Origin of the sequence: Streptomyces sp. NBC_00299 (genome assembly GCF_036173045.1) — a bacterium.
GTDB classification, from domain to species: domain Bacteria; phylum Actinomycetota; class Actinomycetes; order Streptomycetales; family Streptomycetaceae; genus Streptomyces; species Streptomyces machairae.
In genome coordinates this window covers 339,373-357,968 of record NZ_CP108039.1, presented here as the reverse complement: position 1 = coordinate 357,968, position 18,596 = coordinate 339,373, and the positions used below count along the sequence as shown (strand labels likewise).

The 18,596-nt window shown below is 69.3% G+C and carries 17 protein-coding genes and 2 pseudogenes; 11 read left to right on the top strand and 8 right to left on the bottom strand.

Going from position 1 to position 18,596, the window contains the following annotated elements:
• The first annotated feature begins 10 nt into the window (after positions 1–10).
• Together OHT51_RS01750 and OHT51_RS01745 are read left to right on the top strand one after the other, a co-directional pair.
• Complete coding sequence (locus OHT51_RS01750; RefSeq protein ID WP_328877072.1) at positions 11–463, top strand: SRPBCC family protein; 453 nt, start codon at positions 11–13, stop codon at positions 461–463.
• Between the two features lie 14 nt (positions 464–477).
• Positions 478–807 (top strand): TfoX/Sxy family protein, encoded by a 330-nt coding sequence (locus OHT51_RS01745; RefSeq protein ID WP_328877071.1) that lies wholly within the window; start codon positions 478–480, stop codon positions 805–807.
• A gap of 566 nt (positions 808–1,373) precedes the next feature.
• On the opposite strand, the gene OHT51_RS01740 is transcribed toward OHT51_RS01745, so the two are convergent.
• Both OHT51_RS01740 and OHT51_RS01735 read right to left on the bottom strand, forming a co-directional pair.
• On the bottom strand, positions 1,374–2,483 hold the full coding sequence (locus OHT51_RS01740) for an SPFH domain-containing protein (protein ID WP_328877070.1): 1,110 nt from the start codon (positions 2,481–2,483) through the stop codon (positions 1,374–1,376).
• A 29-nt stretch (positions 2,484–2,512) separates the two neighbouring features.
• Positions 2,513–2,950: an NfeD family protein gene (locus tag OHT51_RS01735; protein ID WP_328877069.1), complete on the bottom strand. Its 438-nt coding sequence runs from the start codon at positions 2,948–2,950 to the stop codon at positions 2,513–2,515.
• A 430-nt stretch (positions 2,951–3,380) separates the two neighbouring features.
• Between OHT51_RS01735 and OHT51_RS01730 the strand changes: the two are divergent.
• The 8 genes and pseudogenes from OHT51_RS01730 to OHT51_RS01695 all read left to right on the top strand — a co-directional run.
• A pseudogene (locus OHT51_RS01730) lies at positions 3,381–3,562 on the top strand (hypothetical protein); the annotation flags it as partial.
• A 97-nt stretch (positions 3,563–3,659) separates the two neighbouring features.
• Entirely contained in the window at positions 3,660–4,280 is a 621-nt protein-coding gene (locus OHT51_RS01725; RefSeq protein ID WP_328877068.1) for a hypothetical protein, read from the top strand.
• A gap of 557 nt (positions 4,281–4,837) precedes the next feature.
• Positions 4,838–5,575 (top strand): flavodoxin family protein, encoded by a 738-nt coding sequence (locus tag OHT51_RS01720; protein WP_328877067.1) that lies wholly within the window; start codon positions 4,838–4,840, stop codon positions 5,573–5,575.
• 61 nt (positions 5,576–5,636) lie between these two features.
• A pseudogene (locus tag OHT51_RS01715) lies at positions 5,637–5,777 on the top strand (DM13 domain-containing protein); the annotation flags it as partial.
• Between the two features lie 232 nt (positions 5,778–6,009).
• The gene (locus tag OHT51_RS01710; RefSeq protein ID WP_328877066.1) at positions 6,010–7,005 is read left to right on the top strand and encodes a branched-chain amino acid ABC transporter permease; all 996 of its coding nucleotides are present in this window, start codon (positions 6,010–6,012) and stop codon (positions 7,003–7,005) included.
• Positions 7,006–7,015: 10 nt separating this feature from the next.
• Positions 7,016–8,008 (top strand): branched-chain amino acid ABC transporter permease, encoded by a 993-nt coding sequence (locus OHT51_RS01705; protein ID WP_328877065.1) that lies wholly within the window; start codon positions 7,016–7,018, stop codon positions 8,006–8,008.
• Positions 7,998–8,870 (top strand): ABC transporter ATP-binding protein, encoded by an 873-nt coding sequence (locus OHT51_RS01700; RefSeq protein WP_328877064.1) that lies wholly within the window; start codon positions 7,998–8,000, stop codon positions 8,868–8,870. Before OHT51_RS01705 ends, OHT51_RS01700 begins: the two co-directional genes overlap by 11 nt.
• A 2-nt stretch (positions 8,871–8,872) precedes the next feature.
• Positions 8,873–9,613: an ABC transporter ATP-binding protein gene (locus OHT51_RS01695; RefSeq protein ID WP_328877063.1), complete on the top strand. Its 741-nt coding sequence runs from the start codon at positions 8,873–8,875 to the stop codon at positions 9,611–9,613.
• Between the two features lie 22 nt (positions 9,614–9,635).
• Here the strand turns inward: OHT51_RS01695 and OHT51_RS01690 are convergent, their stop codons facing one another.
• The 6 genes from OHT51_RS01690 to OHT51_RS01665 form a co-directional block, all read right to left on the bottom strand.
• Positions 9,636–10,883 (bottom strand): ABC transporter substrate-binding protein, encoded by a 1,248-nt coding sequence (locus OHT51_RS01690; RefSeq protein WP_328877062.1) that lies wholly within the window; start codon positions 10,881–10,883, stop codon positions 9,636–9,638.
• Between the two features lie 502 nt (positions 10,884–11,385).
• Positions 11,386–12,642 carry an ABC transporter substrate-binding protein gene (locus OHT51_RS01685; protein WP_328877061.1) on the bottom strand — a complete coding sequence of 419 codons (1,257 nt, stop codon included), beginning with the start codon at positions 12,640–12,642 and terminating at the stop codon, positions 11,386–11,388.
• Positions 12,639–13,895 carry a branched-chain amino acid ABC transporter permease gene (locus OHT51_RS01680; protein WP_443052379.1) on the bottom strand — a complete coding sequence of 419 codons (1,257 nt, stop codon included), beginning with the start codon at positions 13,893–13,895 and terminating at the stop codon, positions 12,639–12,641. Before OHT51_RS01680 ends, OHT51_RS01685 begins: the two co-directional genes overlap by 4 nt.
• Entirely contained in the window at positions 13,888–14,778 is an 891-nt protein-coding gene (locus tag OHT51_RS01675; RefSeq protein ID WP_328877060.1) for a branched-chain amino acid ABC transporter permease, read from the bottom strand. The genes OHT51_RS01680 and OHT51_RS01675 overlap by 8 nt, the downstream gene beginning before the upstream one ends.
• Positions 14,775–15,785, bottom strand: a complete 1,011-nt coding sequence (locus OHT51_RS01670) for an ABC transporter ATP-binding protein (RefSeq protein ID WP_443052378.1) — start codon at positions 15,783–15,785, stop codon at positions 14,775–14,777. The genes OHT51_RS01675 and OHT51_RS01670 overlap by 4 nt, the downstream gene beginning before the upstream one ends.
• On the bottom strand, positions 15,782–16,687 hold the full coding sequence (locus tag OHT51_RS01665; protein ID WP_328877059.1) for an ABC transporter ATP-binding protein: 906 nt from the start codon (positions 16,685–16,687) through the stop codon (positions 15,782–15,784). The genes OHT51_RS01670 and OHT51_RS01665 overlap by 4 nt, the downstream gene beginning before the upstream one ends.
• 362 nt (positions 16,688–17,049) lie before the next feature.
• On the opposite strand from OHT51_RS01665, the gene OHT51_RS01660 reads away from it, so the two are divergent.
• On the top strand, positions 17,050–18,405 hold the full coding sequence (locus OHT51_RS01660; RefSeq protein WP_328877058.1) for a PucR family transcriptional regulator: 1,356 nt from the start codon (positions 17,050–17,052) through the stop codon (positions 18,403–18,405).
• The last annotated feature ends 191 nt before the right edge of the window (positions 18,406–18,596 follow it).

The following is an 18,596-nucleotide window of genomic DNA, read 5'->3' as shown; positions in this document are numbered from 1 at the left end:
AGGTGGAGACATGACGATCGACATGACGGCCGAGCGGGTTGTCCCGCTGCCGCGCGAGCAGGTGGCCGCGTATGCCATGGACTGGCGGCACGACGCCGAGTGGACCCAAGGGATCCGTACGGCCGAGCTGACTCGGGAGGCGGACGGCAGGGGTTTCGGCGCCGGGGCCGAGGTCACGCGGACGGCGCACTTCCTGGGCCGCCGTATCGACTACGTGCTGCGGGTCGCCGTGTACGACCCGCCGGGACTGCTCGACATGGTCTCGGTGGCGGGCCCGATGCCGATGCACGTCACGTACAGCTTCGAGCCCCACCCTGACGGCATCCTCGCCCGCATCCGTGTCCGCGGCGGGGAGGGTGGCTTCTATCGGCTCGCCGCCCCGCTGCTCGCACGCCAGGTGCGGGGCAACCTCGGCAAGGATCTTCGGGATCTGGAAGCACGCCTCGTGGAGCATGGAACCTAGAACAGGGGTGTGACGTGGCGTATGACGAAGGACTCGCCGAGCGGATCCGGGAACGGCTGGGCGCGGACCCGGAGATCAGCGAGAAACGCATGTTCGGCGGGCTGGCCTTTTTGTACCGCGGCAACATGGCCGTGGGGGTCACCGGCGGCGACCTCATGGTCAGAGTTGGCCCGGATGCGACGGACGCGGCGCTGGCACGGCCAGGGGCGCGGATCTTCGACATGACCGGTCGCCCGATGCGCGGCTGGGCCGTGGTGGACGGCACCGCGGTCGCGGAGGACGAGGCGCTCGCCGCCTGGGTCGACGAGGGACACGCTTTCGCGGCGGGCCTGCCACCCAAGTGAGTGCCATACCGACTGCCGAATCCCGACGTACGACAGCCCACCAGCATCGGGGTCAAATCCAGCACAGCCCTCGGGGTTCGTTCGGGGACCACATGCGCCGAGGACCGTCTTCCGGGAGGCCGGCTGACACTCCCAACGGAGTGCGTGCGTCTCGAATTTGACCGCGCCAGCATTCGGATCGCATCTCACGTTGCCCTCAATGTCCACGCGGACGAGGTTGAGCCAGTCCTGAGCTTCGGACTTGGTCTCGAACGTCTCCGGTGCCTTGTGCCGCCGGCCGTCCGGTCTCCGATGCAGCGGGCCTGCCACCGGCCGGACGCGAGCATGCGTACCCGTGTCGAACTCGCGTCACCTCTGCGGCTTGTGTCCCGCCGCCAGGCCGCCTTCCCGTAGCGGGCACGGATGCCGCGGCCCGGCTCGACGGTGCGCGCCTTGACGTACTCGGCGACCGCGCTCTCGAGCCCCGGCGGCCGAGCTTGACGTAGCGGATGCGGCGTTCGGCGGTCAGGCGGCGGACGAAGCGCTCGCCCGCCTGTGCGTGGTCACCCTATGAATCGAGGGTGGGCTCAATCGCCGGACGTCTGCGCCCGGCGCGGTACCTGGGACGTCTTCGCAGCCTCGGCCTCTGCTTTGGCATCGCTCACCGCGGCGGCGGCCTGCTTTCCGGCCTCGTCAGCAGCCGCCGCCGCGTCGAGCGAAACCTTCCAGCCTGCATCGAGCTCCGGAGTCCCGCCTTCGGCCGACGTGTCGCCGGCTGTGGCGGTGGCTGCTTCCTCCGGCTGCGCGGTTTGGGGAGGACCCGCAGTCGACTGGTCACCGAACGCCCGGGTGACGGTCCGGACCGCCTCGGTCAGCTCCCCCGGGATAACCCAGAAGGTGTTGTTGTCGCTGCCGGCCAAGTGCGGGAGCGTCTCAAGGTACTTGTAGGCCAGGATCTTCGGGTCGGCGTTGTTGCGATGAACGGCCTGGAAGACGAGCTCCACCGCCTTTGCCTCGCCGTCCGCCCGCAAGATCATGGCTTGTTGCGTGCCTTGTGCCTCCAGGATGTCCTTCTGCTTCGTGCCTTCCGCGGTAAGGATCTTGGCCTGCCGTTCCCCTTCGGCGTGCAGGATGGCCGCGCGCTTGTCACGCTCGGCCCGCATCTGCTTCTCCATCGCTTCCTTGATAGTGTGCGGTGGATCGATGGCCTTGATCTCGACGCGGTTGACGCGGATGCCCCACTTGCCGGTGGCATCGTCGAGGACGGCGCGGAGCCGGGAGTTGATCTCCTCACGCGAGGTGAGCGTCTCCTCCAGGTCCATGCTGCCGATGACGTTCCGCAGCGTGGTCACGGTGAGCTGATCGATCGCATGCAGGTAGTCAGCGACCTCGTAGGCCGCGGCCCGTGGGTCCGTGATCTGGTAGTAGAGAACGGTGTCGATGTTCACTACGAGGTTGTCCTCGGTGATCACTGGCCTGGGGTCCGATGAGTAGACCTGCTCACGCACGTCGAGTTTGGTGTTGACGCGGTCCGCCACCGGCAGGACCAGGTTCAGTCCGGGTTGGAGTGTCCTGCGATATCGGCCGAACCGCTCGATGTTGTAGCGGCGTGCCTGCGGGACGATCCGCACCGCGGAGGCCACGACGAAGACAACGACAATGGCCGCCACAAGAATGGGAATGACAACTGGATCCACAGTGCCTCCGTTGCTTTGTGCTCAGCCGTTCACGGAAGGAGTTCGCGGGGGTAGACGATGGCTGTGGCGCCTTCGATCTCCATCACATCCACCAGTGCTCCCACCGGGATCACAAGGCTCTCGTCGAGGGCGCGGGCGGACCATTCTTCGCCGGATAGTTTGATCAGCCCGCGGGTCGCGGTGACCTCCTGCATGACTTCGGCCCGCTTGCCGATCAGCGCATCCGTACCGTCGCGGGTGATGGGTTGCTGGGTCATTTGCCGTAGCGCGACGGGACGGACGAGGATGAGGCCCGCTGCCGCTGCTGCCCCCAGGGCCAGCAGCTGGCCGAGAATGCCGATTCCCACACCAGCGACCACGGCGGCAACCAATGCGGCGCCCGCGAGCAGACCGAAGACGAGTGTCAGGGTGAAGAACTCAGCGACACCCAGTGCCGCGGCGGCGAGCAGCCATGCGAACCACGGCATCGGATCGCCCTCCTTATGGGGCCTTATCCACCAAGCTACCTCCCGGACCGCCGGGCAGAACAGGCACGGCAACTGAGGTTCTTGCTCATTGAGCACCTAACCGGCCTCGATCGGCCCAGCCGTCACGGCACCGTGCCAGCGGAGTGTCCTCAGGAGCGGACACCAGCGGTTACCGGTGGTCACCAGCGGAGACCAACCCGCTCTCGCGGGGGTGACCGCTGCCTCACATAGGCGGAGGTCAACGACTACGCCGCGGCCCACGCACCGTCGTTTCCCAAACCCAGAACGAGTTCGATTCTTGTCACCCGTTCCATGACAAGCATTACGTACGGTGACATAGAGACCGGCAGCAACTTCCTGCTGTCTCCCGTCATCGGAAGGAGGTAGATCATCGCGGCCTTCTCGGAGTACTGACCGGCGTGGACCATCCATGAGAGTGGCGCCCGAGCCGGTGGAGAGGGTGTGTCCGTGGGTCGTCTCGGATGAACTGTGGTCGTTGATCGAGCCGTTGCTGCCCAAGCCGGGGCAGAAGCCGATCGAAGGCAGGCCTGGGACTACCTGCCCCAGGAACCGAGTTTCGGTTCCGGCATGACGTGCTGGCGTCGGCCGGCCGCGACGGTGGGTGGACGTTGCCCAGCGCGTCTTACGGATGTCTTACGCATGGCGGACGGGTCCCCAGCGCCACCGGGCGGCTGCCTAGTGTGAGCCGATGCGATCCCTCCGTACGTTGCGCGTGATGGTCCTGGTGAGCGCCGCTCCACTGCTGTTGGCAGGCGCCGGCTTGATGCACCCGCGACATCTGACGGCGACGACGGCAGGCCACTGGGCCGGACTGCACATCGCCCTGCTGCCCGTCTTCCCGCTCCTCGTGCTCGGACTGGTGGTGCCCTTGTGGGGCAGGCCACGCCGCGACGCGGAGGGAGCTTTGGTGGTGCTCTCCTGGGCCGGATGTCTCTGCTTCGCCGCGTACTACTCGGGTCTCGATGCGGTGGCGGGCATATCCGCCGGCGTCGTGGTGGATCACGGGGTGCACGGGGCGGCCGGTCGACTGTTCGTCACCGGAGATGAGTTGGGCCGATCCGGGGTGTACGGGCTGGCCGTGGCCTCGTTGGCCACCTGTGCGGTGCTGTGGCGGCGGTGTGGTGTGCGGATACTGCCGGGCGCCGCGATCCTGTTCGTCGCCTGCTGGTCGTTCGTCGACAGCCACATCTTCTGGCCGAGGGGCGTGCTCACCATGCTCGGCTTCGCCGTGGCGTTCGCCCTGCTGTCGGCGGCGGTACCCCGATCTGCCGAGGGCGAGCGGGATTCGGGACGGCCGAGGAAGTCCTGACGTCCTCGCGCCGAGTGGCCCGTCGCGCCGGCGGGCCACAGCGGACACGAACGTGCGCGGGTGGTCCGGTGTGCTGATCGAGGCGGTCGGCAGGCCGCAACGCAGGCCCAGGTCCGCAGGCAGAGCGGCTTCGGGGCGGGGGTCCGCCGGGGGATCATCGCCGGCGATCAGCGCGAGACGTACTCCGCCGCGTCGGCGACCCCCGTCGCCGAGCCCGTCGGCACCGCTTGGTGACAGACGGTGTCGAGCCCGGCAGGTGCGCAGATGCCGCAGCCAGCCCCGGGCGTCGGCGCCGGGCACCTCTCGGGCGTCCTACCCCAACGTCTCGTGCCTGTGGGCCGTGAGCGCCTGGACGACATGGGACCGGGTGCACCCGGCACCGCCGGTGACCGGTACAGGCACAGGGCCACGCTGGATCCGCGGCGGTGCCAGATCCCGTGAGCCGCCCGACACGCCATCACTCCGTAAGACCTCGAAAGCGCGTCGGAAGGGGACAAACCGGCACCTCCGCGAGACGCTGCCGTATGCGCCCCTCACCGCCGCCCAGGGAGACCGTCATGGCAACGTCGCCTTCCCCGTCCGCGCTCGACTCCGACCGCTTCGACGACCTCACCGCCCTGTTCGTCAACTGCACGCTCAAACCGTCCCCGCAGCTGAGCCACACCCAGGGGCTGATCGACATGAGCGCGGCGATCATGATGGGTCACGGCGTCACCACATCCGAGGTCCGGGCCATCGACCACGACATCGCCCCCGGTGTATATCCGGACATGACCGAGCACGGCTTTGCGGTCGACGAGTGGCCCGCGCTGTACGAGCAGGTGATGGCCGCCGACATCCTGGTGCTCGCCGGACCGATCTGGCTCGGCGACAACAGCTCCGTCACCAAGAAGGTCATCGAGCGGCTCTACGCCTGCTCCTCGTTGCTCAACTCCCAGGGGCAGTACGCCTATTACGGCCGCGTCGGCGGCTGTCTGATCACCGGCAACGAGGATGGTGTGAAGCACTGCGCGATGAACGTCCTCTACAGCCTCCAGCACCTCGGTTACACGATCCCGCCCCAGGCCGACGCCGGCTGGATCGGTGCGGCCGGCCCCGGACCGTCGTACCTCGACCCCGGATCGGGCGGCCCGGACAACGACTTCACCAACCGCAACACCACGTTCATGACCTGGAACCTGATGCACCTCGCGGCCCTGCTCAAACGCTCCGGCGGCATCCCCGCCCACGGCAACCAACGCTCCGAGTGGGACGCCGGCTGCCATGCCGACGCGGCAAACCCCGAACACCGCTGAGGCGCTCACGCCCGAGGCCCATGACTTCCGCCATCTCTCCCGCGCTGAATGGGCCGTCCGTGTCAGCCTCGGCAAACTCAGGGGCAACAAGGGAAGCCAGAATTACACCCTGCCCGACGACATCGACCCGGCCCGCTACACCAGCGTCAGAATCTGGTGCGACCGCTTCGACGTGTCCTTCGGCGCCGCAGAACTCACACGGGTCGGGCTAGGACGTAGGGCCCCGCCCCTCGCTGGCGGCGCATCCGCGGGCAGCAGGCAAGCGCGGGCAGATCAGGCAGGCGCACTGCGACGGGCAGGACGTGAAGTAGCCGATGAGGGCCAGGCTGTCCGAGTCGAGGTTCCGGAGCACCCTGGCCCACTGCCCATCTCACCGCCCCGACCTGCGCTTACACTGAGCCCATAAGGGACGTTCGTGACGTACCGGAACCATCGTGCGCTATCAGCGGATGCTCGTACCGGCCCTCGCCCTGGTCCTCGTAATGGTGCCCGCGATCTCCGCGCGGGCACAGGGTGAGGAAGTCCCGCGCGGCCCCACGTTCGCCGCACGCGCTCTGCAGGCGCTGATCGACGGTATCCAGTTCGGAGTGATCATCGCGATCACATCGGTCGGGCTCTCGTTGATCTTCGGGACCATCCACCTGATCAACTTCGCGCACGGTGAGTTCGTCACGATCGGCGCCACCTTCGCGTTCTTCCTCAACGCCTCCGCGGCCGGCCCGGGCTGGCACCTGATTCCCGCCGCCCTCGCCGCGGTCGTCTTGGGCGCCCTGCTGGGCGGAGCGGTCGATCGCGGCATCTGGCGCCCGCTGCGGGCACGGGGCACCGGGCTGATCAACATGTTCATCGTCACCATCGGGCTCTCGCTACTGCTGCGACACGTCGTACTTGTGCTCTACGGAACCCGCCCCGCCTCCTACGCGCAGTACGACATCCAGAGCACGATCGACCTGGGCCCGGCCGGCATCACCCCACGGGACCTCACGGTCACCCTGCTCGCCGTGCTGGTGCTGCTCGGCATCGCCGCCCTCCTGCAGAAGACGCGGATCGGCACGGCCGTCCGGGCCGTCTCCGCCAACCGTGACCTCGCGGAGGCGTCGGGCATCGACGTGCAGCGGGTTGTGCTGTTCGTGTGGATGCTCGCCGGCGGACTGGCCGCACTCGGTGGCGTCTTCTTCGGCCTGGTGGAGATCGTCACCTGGGACATGGGCTTCAAGCTCCTGCTGCTCATGTTCGCGGGGGTCATCCTCGGCGGCCTCGGCTCCGCCTACGGTGCGATGGTCGGCAGCCTCGTCGTCGGCATCGTCGCCCAGATGTCCACCCTGTGGTTCCCGGTCGACCTGCAATACGCCTGGGCGCTGCTCGTCCTCATCCTCGTTCTCCTCGTCCGGCCGCAGGGCATCCTCGGCCGGGCCGAACGCGTCGGGTGAGGAGCGCGCCATGGACTTCTCGGCCATCGTCTCCGACGCACTCCGCTCCGGAATCGGCCCCATCGCCGCCGTCTACGCCCTCGCCGCGATGGGGCTGAACCTGCACTTCGGTTACACGGGGCTGCTGAACTTCGGCCAGGTCGGATTCATGCTGGTCGGCGGTTACGGACTCGCCATCACGGTGTCGATGTACGGCGGCCCGATGTGGCTCGGCCTCCTGGGCGGAATCGCCTGCGCGATCGTGCTGGCCCTGCTCCTCGGTCTGCCCACCCTGCGGCTGCGCGCCGACTACCTCGCGATCACCACGATCGCGGCGGGGGAGGCGCTACGGCTGTTCTACCGCTCCAGCTGGGCCGAGCCGGTCACCGGCGGGGTGTTCGGGCTGCAGAGATTCGCGAATGACTTCTACGAACTCAGCCCCATCGAGCCCGGCACCTACGGCGTGTGGCTCGTGAGGTTCAGCTCCCGCGATCTCTGGGTGATGATCGTCGGATGGGCGCTGGTGCTCGTGGTCGGAGGTCTGCTGGCCCTGCTGATCCACAGCCCCTGGGGCCGTGTCATCCGGTCGATTCGTGACGACGAGGTGGCCGCGCGCAGCCTCGGCAAGAATGTCTACGCGTACAAGATGCAGAGCCTCGTGCTCGGTGGCGTCATCGGGGCGGTCGCGGGCATGATGCAGGCGATCCAGGTGCAGTCCGTGAACCCGGACAACTACGATCCTGGCGTCACGTTCTTCCTGTACACGTTGCTCGTGCTGGGAGGCGCAGGGCGCATCCTCGGGCCGGTCGTCGGCTCGATCCTGTTCTGGTTCGTCCTCAGCTTCCTCGACAGCGCGCTGCGCCAGGCCATCGACGCCGAGTACATCTCGCCGGACCTCATCAGCACGTCGGAGGTTGGCGCGGTGCGCTTCGCCCTGGTCGGGGTCGCCCTGATCCTGCTGGTCTCGTTCCGGCCCCAGGGCATCCTCGGCAGCCGGAAGGAGATGTTGCTCAGTGGCCGCTGACCCTGTCGTGTCCCAACGGGGCCGGCTCTCCGCGATCGATCCCGAGCCGGGGGTGCGCAAGCCCGATCCCCTGCTGGTCCTGGACCAGGTGACCCGCACCTTCGGCGGCCTCGTCGCCGTGCGGGTCGAACACCTGGAGGTGCAGCGCGGGGCCATCACGGCGCTCATCGGGCCCAACGGTGCCGGCAAGACCACGTTGTTCAACGTGGTGAGCGGGTTCGACCGGGCCGACGGCGGCCGTTGGTCGTTCGACGGACAGCCGCTCACCGGCGCCCCGGCGCACCGGGTGGCGCGGCGCGGAATGGTTCGTACGTTCCAGCTCTCCAGGGCGGTCGCCCGGCTCACGGTGCTGGAGAACCTGCTCCTCGCCGCGCCCGGACATCGCGGCGAGCAGGTGTTGCCGGCGCTGCTGCGACCGCTGTGGCGCGGGCAGGAGCGGGAGTTCGAGCGCCGGGCCGACGAACTGCTGGACCGGTTCCGGCTCGGGCCCCTGCGCGACGACCATGCCGGCACGCTCTCCGGCGGCCAGCGCAAACTGCTGGAACTGGCCCGCGCCCTGATGACCCGGCCGGTCATGCTCCTGCTCGACGAGCCGATGGCCGGGGTGAACCCCGCGCTGACCCAGTCGCTGCTCGGACACATCACGCAGCTGCGCGACGAGGGGCTGACGGTGTGCTTCGTCGAGCACGACATGGACGTGGTCATGGGCATCAGCGACTGGGTGGCCGTCATGGCCGACGGCCGTCTTGTGGCGGAGGGCCCACCGCACACGATCGGCCGGAACGCCGCCGTCGTGGACGCGTACTTGGGCAAGCGGCACGACGAGCCGGAGGCGACCGACGAGAAGGGCAAGGAGGAGTAGCGATGTCCGCCGAGGAGCAGGCACCGGTGCTGGCGGCCGACGGCATCGTCGCCGGTTACGTACCCGGTGTCGATGTGCTGCGTGGATGCAGCGTCGAGGTGCGACCGGGCGAGGTGGTCGGCGTGATCGGCCCCAACGGAGCCGGCAAGTCGACGCTGGTCAAGGCAGTCTTCGGGTTGCTGCGGGTGCGCGGCGGGACCGTCCGGCTGCGCGGCCAGGACGTGACCGGCCGGCCCGCGCACGAGCTGGTCCGGCGGGGCGTGGGCTACGTACCGCAGCTGCAGAACGTGTTCCCCACGCTCACCGTCGAGGAGAACCTGCGGATGGGCATGTATCTGCGGCCCAAAGACCACGCGCGGCGGGTCGCGGCCGTCGAGGAGCTCTTCCCCGTTCTGGCCGACCGCCGCAAGCAGAAGGCCGGCGCGATGTCCGGCGGTGAACGCCAGATGCTCGCGATGGCCCGCGCCCTGATGATGGAGCCACAACTGCTGTTGCTCGACGAGCCGTCGGCCGGCCTGTCACCACTGCATCAGGACCACGTCTTCGACCGCTGCAGAATGATCAACAGCGCGGGCGTAGCCGTGCTCATGGTCGAGCAGAACGCCCGCAGGTGCCTGCAGTTCTGCGACCGCGGCTACGTCCTCGACCAGGGCCGCAACGCGTACACGGGCACGGGTAAGGCCCTGCTGCACGACGAGAAGGTGATCGAGCTCTACCTCGGCACGCTCGCCCGTGTCCGTTGACTCCCGCTGTCCGTCCTCCCGCTCACTCCTCGGCCGTGCTGGTCTCGGTGCGCAGGGTCTGCAATTTTCCCTCGTCGTCGTAGCCGTACACCTCGATCGACGCCTGGCCGGGTTCGCCGTTGTCGGTGAAGTCGAGCGGCCCGCTCACACCGTTGTAGTCGATGTCCCTGCCGTCGGCGAGCAGCTCCTTGCAGGCGGCGAACGAGTTGCACTTCTCGCCGTCCTTGGTGATCCCGTTCATCTCCTTCACGTACTCGCCCGGGTCGTCGGACTCCGCCTTCTCGGCGGCGAGCGCGATCGTCGTCACGCAGTCGAACACCTGCGGTGCGAACTGCAGCTCCTTCAGATCCGGCGCGAATTCCTTGAGCTCCTTCACATACTGCTCGTTCGACGCCGATGCAGGTGCGGTCCCCTTCATCCCGGAGAGCTTCTCGGGCTGGCCCGGGGCGACCAGCGAGGGCAGTTCCTCACTGCGCAGTCCGTCGGCGCCGTAGACGCCGATCCGGTCGGGCCCGAGTCCGGACTCGATCATGCCCTGCAGGATCTGCGTGCCTTCCTCGAACGCGATCACCACGGCGGCGTCCGGCCTGGAGTTCTCCATCTGCTGAACGACCTGGTCGAAGTTGGTCGCCTTCGGGTCGTAGGTCTCGGCGAGCGTCACCGTCGCTCCGCGGTCCTCCAGTGTCTTCCGGGTGGCCTCCATCAGGCCACGACCGTAGTCGTCCGCCCGTGCGACCAGGGCCACCCGATTGTGGCCGTCATCGCGGACGACATCCGCCAGGATGGGCCCCTGCAGTGCGTCGCTCGGGACGGTACGGAAGTAGAAGCCGTCGTCCTCGTAGTCGGTGAAGGTGGGAGCGGTGTTCGACCCCGAGCACTGCACGACGCCCGCTCCGGTCACCCGGTCGATGAACGCCAGCGACATTCCGGAAGCCGCGGCGCCGACGATCGCGTCCACGCCTGCCGCGAGGACCCGGTCCGCCGACTGCGCGGCAACGGCCTCCTGGCCCGCCTCGTCACTGGAGACCACAGTCGGCACGGACTTGCCCAGGACCCCGCCGGCGTCATTGATCTTCTGTATCGCGAACTTCAACGACTCGATCTGGGGTGGACCGAGGTACGCCAACTGTCCCGTCTCCGGCAGGACGTAGCCGAACTGGAGCTCACCATCACCCGGCTCGGCCTGGGCAGTGCCCGTCGCACCGCAGACGGCTATCACAAGAGCAGCCGCGCTTGCGAAGATCGCGGACCGCCGTATCGACGCTTTCATCTCCGCCTCCGCTCGTTACAGGCGGCGGTGGTCGACTGGCCGGCCGTCCGCCCGCCATCTGTACATGAGAGTAGAACTCATTTTGAGTCGGGAAAAGTGCAAACGTACACTTTTGCGATTAGTTGCGCCCTTCGCCCCGGCGGTCAGTGCCGACGCCGGGTGGCGGCGCCCCGGACGATGCGGATCCGAGGCCTCGCCGCGCCCTTGGGCTGAGCCAGGCCACGGAATCGCGGTTGCGTACTGCTCCCGAGCAGTCGGCGTACGCCCTGGGGATGAGCGGCTCGTCGGGCGAGCGGACTACGTCGGAAACCTCCGATACTGCCCGGGCAGAGCCTGCTCGTCCATGCCTTTCTCGCGGTGTGGCATTAGCGGCACTGCCTGGCCCGCGGGCTTGCCCGGCAGCCGCCTCCGGGTGCAGCCGGGCAAGCGCCCGGTCCGCGCCCACGAGTTCCTCCTGCTCAGCCCGGACAGTTCCGTGGGCGTGCCCTTGGGGCGGGCCGGTTCAGCCCTTGGGCAGGGTGTAGGTCCGCGCCGCGGGCACCTCGTGGGCCGGTTCGACGTTCGCGAGGCCGCCGGTGGCCGTCTTCGCCGGCTTGTGGATGAAGCTCTGGTACGTCGCCGGCTTGGTGCGGTCCGAGAAGTTCAGCGGCACGCCGAGCACGGTGAGCTTGGACTGCTTGCGGTGGGCAGCGGCTATGCCCTCGCGCGTCAGGTCCTTCGCCTTGCAGGCCGCCTTGAGGTCCTCGCCGAGGACGCTGATCGCGTTCCAGCCGCTGACCACACCCGGGTCGAGCGGGTCCTTGGGGTACTTCGCCTTGTAGTCCTTGGCGAGCTTCTGCATCGCGGGGTTGTCGGCGCTGAACGCCGGGGCGGGGCTCACCACTTGGAGCATCTTCTCCAGGGCGGGTCCGACCGGGGTCGCCAGCAGCTGCGGGGCGAAGCCAGGCGAGCTGGTGAGAACCGGGACGGCGAAGCCCGCGGCGGCGGCGGTGCCGACCAGGGCGGCCGTCTGACGCGGACCGGCGCTGATCAGGATCGCCTTGACGCGGGCCTGCTTGAGCGCGGTGACCTGGGCGGTCAGATCCTGGTCGGTAGGCTTGATCTTCTGCCCGACGACGGTCAGCTTCGCCTTCTTCGCCGCGTAGGTGGCACCGGCAAGCGCGTTCTCACCGTACTCACCCTCGAAGTAGACGTGGCCGATCTTGTCGCCCGCTTTCAACTTGGCCGTACGGACGACGTGGTCGACGCCGTTGATCATGTCGATGTCGTAGGTGGAGCCGACCACCTGGACGTATTCGCGGCCCAGCAGGGTGGAGGCCCAGGCCATCGGGAACGTGAGCAGGTGCTTGGACTCGAGCTCCTGCGACAGCGAGGACACCACCGGGGAGCCGACCATCTGGGACACGGCGGCCACCTTCGGCTCGGTCTCGGTGAATGCGGACACCGCCTTCTGGACGTCGTAGCCGTGGTCCTTGACGGTGATCTTGACGGTCCGGCCGCAGATGCCGCCGGAGGCGTTGAGCTGGTCGGTGTACAGCTGCTGGGCGTTGACGATGCTCTTGCCGAGCGAGGCGTACGGGCCGGTGAGGTCGGTCAACGCGCCCAGGGTGATGGTCTTCTCCGTCACGCCGGGGCCGGTCTTGACGCCGTCGCTGCCGGCGCCGTTCGCGTCGGCACCGCTCTTGGTGCTGCAGGCCGTGGCGCTCAGGGCGAGTGCGGTGATGACGGCTGCTGCCGGGGCAAGTCGGGTGCTTCTCACAGGGTGTGCTCCTTCGGGGCGGTGCGGGTGCGCAGAGGGAAACGCCGGGTGCGGGGGGAGCCGTCGCCCTTGCGGCGCGGCCGTCTGTGAGCCAGTCCGGCCAGGCCGCCGGGGGCGAAGATCAGAACGAGGACGATCGCGGTGCCGTAGAGGTAGCGGGCCGCGTCGCCCGGGGACACGCCGGATCCCGTGGTGCCGGGAGCGGTGAGCAGGGGCAGGTCGTCGGCGTACTTGGTGAGCAGGTGGGGGATCAGGGCGACGAAGACCGCGCCGCAGGCCGCGCCGCCCACGGAGCCGAGGCCGCCGATGACGATCATCGCGAGGTAGTCGATGGACAGCAGCAGGCCGAAGTGGTCGGGGACGACGCGCTTGAACACCAGGGCCAGCAGGGCGCCCGCGGCACCCGCGTACATCGAGGAGACGATGAAAGCGGAGGCGCGGTAGCGGGTGAGATGGACTCCCATCACGGCGGCGGCGACCTCGCTGTCGCGTACGGCGCCGAGGGCGCGGCCGGGGCGTCCGCGCAGGATGTTCCGGGCGGCGAGCCAGGCCACGGCCACCAGGGCCAGGCCGACGTACCACAGACGCTCCAGTCCGCCGAAGGGGACGCCGAGGACGGCGAGCCCGTCGGGGGAGGTGTCGGTGAACGAGAAGCCGAGGATGTCCAGCGGCGGTACGGAACGGCCGTTGAAGCCGCCGGTCACGTGCGGGGCGTTGAGCATCATGTGATGGCCGAGGAAGACCAGGGCGAGGGTGGCGATGCCCAGGTACATGCCGCGCAGCCGGCCCGAGATGGGGCTGAACAGGCCGCCCGCCGCGCCGGCGAGCACGATCGCAAGCACGAAGGCGAGGACCGGCGGGAGACCGAGGCCGTACAGGCTGCTGGAACCGGTGCCGGACGGCTCGGCTGCCAGCCACACATAGCCGTACGCGCCGACGGCGAGGAAGAAGGCGTGGCCGAGGGAGAGCTGTCCCGTCGTCCCGGAGAGCAGGTTCAGCCCGATGGCGCCGATGACGGCGGCCATCGCGAACAGGCCCGTCTGGAGCCAGAACGAGGTGACGTAGAAGGGGAGGGCGAGCAGGACCAGTACGCCGGCGGTCAGAGTGGCCGCGCGTCGCCCGCGGGGGGCGAGCCTGCCGGACCACCGGGCCTGGACGGACGGGGAATCGCCGGGCGTGGGGGCGGGAGCCGCCACGGGGTCGACGGTGTCAGTGGTGTCAGAGGAGCCAGTGGTGTCGCGGATGTCAGACACGGCTCAGCTCCTTCGATCCGAAGAGACCGGTGGGGCGGACCAGGAGCACGAGCACCATCACGAGGTAGGGGGCCACATCGGAGAAGCCGGCGCCGAGGACGCTCAGTTCGTTCTGGTAGCCGGCGGCCATGGCCGCGGTCAGGCCGATCACCAGACTTCCGATGAGTGCGCCGACGGCCGAGTCCATGCCGCCGAGGATCGCCGCGGGGAAGGCGCTCAGGGCGATCTGACTGGTCGTACGGTCGAGTCCCGGCGCGGGGAAAGCGGCGAGGAACACGGCGGCGAGCGCGGCCAGCGCCCCGGCGACGCACCAGGCGATGAGCCGTACGCGGTCCAGCCGTATCCCCATCAGGGCCGCGGCCTCCGGGTCGGCGGCGGCGGACCGCATGGACAGGCCCCAGCGGGACCAGCGGAAGGCGGCGAAGAACGCGCCGATGACGATGACCGCTACGGCGATGCTCGCGATCCGTGCGTCGGCGACGGTGATGCTGCCGAGCCGGGTCACATCGGCGCCCCAGGGGTCGCCCATGGTGAGGTAGTCGGCGCCGACCTGCCGGTTGAGTTCGGTGCTGAGCAGGACGTCCACGCCGATGGTGAGGATGGTCAGCGTGTGGATCTCCGTACCGCGCAGGCCGCGGGTGGCCAGCAGCTGGACGAGTCCGGCGAGAGCCGCGCCGAGCGCGGCGCCGACGAGGACGGCGGGGACGAAGCCGATGGCGTCGTGGAGGCGGGCCGTGACGTAGCCGCCGAAGAGCAGCAGGGAGCCGTGTGCGAAGTTCATGACGCCGGACGCCTTGAAGATCACGACGAATCCCAGGGCTATCAGCGCGTAGACGGAGCCGAGCGCCAGGCCGTTGAGGACGGTTTCGGTGAGCTTGATCATGATGCTTCCTCCGAGTCGCGCTCGGTGTCCGGGGCGGTGTCCGAGGCAGTGGCCTCGGCGGTGTCCGTGCCGGTGCCGGTGCCGGTGCCGGTGCCGGTGCCCGCGTCCGTGTCCGTGTCCGTGTCCGCGGCAGTTTCCGGTTTCGGCTCGGCTTCCGGTTTCGGCTCGGTGTCCTGGACCGGGGTGCCGAGATACGCGCTGATGACCGCCGGGTGGTTCTGGATGTGCTCGGGCGGCCCGTCCGCGATGAGGCGGCCGAAGTCGAGCACGGTCACCGAGTCGGCGATCCGCATGATCAGCCCCATGTCGTGCTCGACGATGAGGATCGAGATGTTCAGGGCGTCACGCACCCGGGCGATCGTCTCGGCCATGGCCGAACGCTCGGTGGGGTGCATACCGGCGACGGGCTCGTCGAGCAGCAGCAGCCTGGGCTCCATGCAGAGCGCACGCGCCATCTCCACCCGCTTGCGGTCGCCGTACGAAAGCCCGCCGACCGGCTTGTCGAACGCCGGGCCGAGGCCCAGGAAGTCGGCGATCTCGGCCGCGCGCTCCCGGTGGCGGCGTTGCTCGCGCACCGTATGGGGCAGCCGCAGCGCGCTCGCCGTGAAGCCTGCCCGGGTCAGCCGGTGGCGGCCGAGCATGAGGTTGTCGGCGACGGTCCCGTGGGTGAGGACGATGTTCTGGAAGGTGCGGGCCACACCGAGCTGAGCGATGCGGTGCGGTGCGAGGCGGGTGAGGTCCTTGTCCGCGTACCGGACGGCTCCGGCGGTGGCGCGGTAGATGCCCGAGATGACGTTGAAGCAGGTCGACTTGCCCGCGCCGTTGGGGCCGATGAGTGCGTGGATCGTGCCGGGCGCGACCGTGAAGGACAGCTCGTCGAGGGCGACCAGGCCGGAGAATCGCACGGTCAGGTTCTCGACCGCGAGGGCCGGGACGGGGTCAGGTCCGCTGTCCGGTCGGGGGGCCGTGACGGTCTCGGAGGTCGTGGGCGTCGTGCCTATGCTCATCCGTTCCACCTGCCGAGCTCGGTCAGTCCCGGTCCCGTCACGGACGGGGCGCTCGCGGCCGTCGCGTACGCGGCGTCGCCGTCCCCGTCGGGCGCACCGCAGGCGGGCTCGTACGTCTCGCCCAGGTACAGCCGTCGCACCTCGTCCGCCGCGGCGAGGTCGGCCGATGCCCCCTCCAGCCGCACCTGGCCGACGTCCAGCACCGACGCGCGGTCGGACAGTTCCAGGGCCATCGCGGCGTTCTGCTCGACGAGGAGGATCGAGGTCCCCTGGGCGTTGATCTCACGGATGATCTCCGCGATGCGCTGGACCATCAGCGGTGCGAGCCCCAGCGAGGGCTCGTCGAGGAGCAGCAGCCGCGGCGCCGCCATCAGCGCGCGGCCCATCGCGAGCATCTGTTGCTCACCGCCGGACATCAGCCCGGCGGCCTGCCGCCGCCGCTCGGCCAGCACCGGGAACTGCGCGAAGACGCGCTCGCGGGCCGCCCGAAGCTCGGCGCGGGAGCGGGATGCCGAGCCGAGGAACCCGGCCCGGAGGTTGTCCTCCACCGACAGGGCGCCGAAGATCCGCCGGCCCTCGGGCACCTGTACCACACCGGCGGCCACGGACCGCGCGGCGTCGCCGCTCAGCCGTACGCCGTCGAAGTGCACCGTGCCGCGGTCGACCGTGCCGCGGTGCAGGGCGAGGGTTCCGGAGACCGCACGGAGCAGCGTGGACTTTCCTGCTCCGTTGGAGCCGAGTACGGCCACGATCCGACCCTGCGGAACGGTCAGCGAGACCCCGTGGAGCGCCTGCACGGACCGTCCATAGCTGACGTGCAGATCGCTGACCCGAAGGGTCCCGGCCTCGGTCTCGACCTCGGTCCCGGCCTCGGTCTCGACCTCGGTCTCTGGTGGGCTCATCAGGGCGTTCTCCTTGCTCATCGTCGAGCGGGCGGATGCCGGCCGGGCTGGAGCGCTACGAGAACACGGCGGTAGCAGGGCGTCCATGGACTGGGAGCGAGCCGCTGTGAGCTCCCAGCCGCGGGGTGATCCGCTTGTGAGGGGGCACAATCCGTACCTCCTGCTGTGCGTGGATCATCACGATTTGACGGACGTTTCGCCCCAGGGGGTGACCGACTGCTTAGCATGTGGATTCCTTGAAGTGCGTTCCATCGGCACACGCCGATCGCCGACCGGTGGAGCCACCCACCTGCGACCCGCACAGCGCAAGACATGGCGACCCGCCGTGGTGTTCTCGCACGCCCAGTCCGTCTGGAGGGTCCATGCACACCAGTTCCGCCCGTGGCGCGGTCCGCCCCCGCGTCACCACCGCCGGTCCGCGGCCTGATGCCGCCGCCGTCGGTCCACCCCCCGGCGCCACCGCCGTCGGCTCGCCGCTGCCCCTGCCGGAGCCCGCCGACGAGCCCTCGCCGCACCAACTCTTCGATCACGCCTGTCGGCGTCTGCTCGGGCGCGGCCGGGCATTCAGCGACATCGTGGTGGACCAGATTCGCACCGAGGTGCCGTACTACGCGGACCCGGTGCTCGCACCCCCCGACCTGCCGCAGTCCGTGTACAAGGGCGTACGCATCACCCTGGAGGCCGCCCTCGACCCGGGCCGGATGGCGGACGTCGAGCGCTACACCCGTGAACTGGGCATCCGCCGGGCCGAAGAGAGCCGCCCCCTCGACGAGGTGCTGCACGCCTTCCGGGTGGCCGGCTCGGAGGTCTGGAACGGGGTCATCGGCGCAGTGGAGGGGGACGGCCTAGGCGACCAGCGTCACCTCGTGCACGTGGCCGAGCTGGTGTGGAAGAGCAACGACCGCGACTGCGTCCTGCTGGCCGACGCCTACCGTCAGGTCGCCAAGGGTGTGGCCAGCCGCCACAACGAGCGCGTACGCCTGATCCTCGCCGCCGTACTGGAGAGCCGCAACGACCCTGCGTTCATCCGGGACGCGGCATCGATCCTCAACCTGCCGCCCGACGGACGCTTCGCGGTCGCGGAGATACGGGCCACGCCGCCCGTCGGCCGTACGCCCGACGCAGTCCCGGAGATCCGCGGCATGCGCGTCCTGCGCCACACCGGGGGTCGGCGCGATGTGCTCGTCGCCCATCTAGGCGACCGCGCGCTCGACGCGCTTGTCTCCGCCCTCGACGCCGGCCCCGGCATGCGCATCGGCGTCAGCCCGGTCGTCCAGGGCCTGGAGAACCTGCCCCGGGCGCGGGACATGGCCGGACTCGCCCTGCGCACCTGCCGGGGAGACGGCGACGTCGCCCGGCTCGACGCCCGTCTGCCCGACGGCCTGCTCGTCTCACGGCCCGACCTGTCCGCCGAACTCGCACTGCGGGTGCTCCGGCCGCTGTACGAACTGGAACCCGCGGACCGCGAAACGCTGATCGACACGCTCGGGGTGTGGATCGAGAAGGGCGGCTCGGCGGTCCAGGCGTCCCGGCACATGCTGTGCCACCGCAACACGGTGCTGAACCGGCTGCGCCGTTTCGAGCAGATCACAGGGCTCGAACTGTCCCGTCCCCGCGACCTCGTACGGCTCACACTCGCGTTCGACGCGCTCCAATTGCTCGGGCCTGCGGCCGTTCTCGGCTGCGCGGACGCCTGGGATCGCGACGTGGACGGCTGAGGCCGCAGACAGCGACGTAGGCCCGCTGCGAACACGCGATGCGTGACCGGCGGGGCCGCCGCACATACCCCTCGGCTGCTGGCTGCCGGCGGCCGCACCGCCGTGGCCGGTTGCCTTCCTGCAGGTGGCTGAATGGGCATCAGCACAGTCACCGCCCCCCGCCGTTGGGAGCGGACAACGGCGTGCCCGAA

Coding starts and splice junctions, on each gene's coding strand:
- OHT51_RS01750 (WP_328877072.1), top strand. CDS start 11: ATGACGATCGACATGACGGCCGAGCGGGTTGTCCCGCTGCCGCGCGAG.
- OHT51_RS01735 (WP_328877069.1), bottom strand. CDS start 2,950: ATGCCGTGGTTCGCATGGCTGCTCGCCGCCGCGGCACTGGGTGTCGCT.
- OHT51_RS01725 (WP_328877068.1), top strand. CDS start 3,660: ATGCGATCCCTCCGTACGTTGCGCGTGATGGTCCTGGTGAGCGCCGCT.
- OHT51_RS01720 (WP_328877067.1), top strand. CDS start 4,838: ATGGCAACGTCGCCTTCCCCGTCCGCGCTCGACTCCGACCGCTTCGAC.
- OHT51_RS01705 (WP_328877065.1), top strand. CDS start 7,016: ATGGACTTCTCGGCCATCGTCTCCGACGCACTCCGCTCCGGAATCGGC.
- OHT51_RS01695 (WP_328877063.1), top strand. CDS start 8,873: ATGTCCGCCGAGGAGCAGGCACCGGTGCTGGCGGCCGACGGCATCGTC.
- OHT51_RS01690 (WP_328877062.1), bottom strand. CDS start 10,883: ATGAAAGCGTCGATACGGCGGTCCGCGATCTTCGCAAGCGCGGCTGCT.
- OHT51_RS01675 (WP_328877060.1), bottom strand. CDS start 14,778: ATGATCAAGCTCACCGAAACCGTCCTCAACGGCCTGGCGCTCGGCTCC.
- OHT51_RS01670 (WP_443052378.1), bottom strand. CDS start 15,785: ATGAGCATAGGCACGACGCCCACGACCTCCGAGACCGTCACGGCCCCC.
- OHT51_RS01665 (WP_328877059.1), bottom strand. CDS start 16,687: ATGAGCCCACCAGAGACCGAGGTCGAGACCGAGGCCGGGACCGAGGTC.
- OHT51_RS01660 (WP_328877058.1), top strand. CDS start 17,050: ATGCACACCAGTTCCGCCCGTGGCGCGGTCCGCCCCCGCGTCACCACC.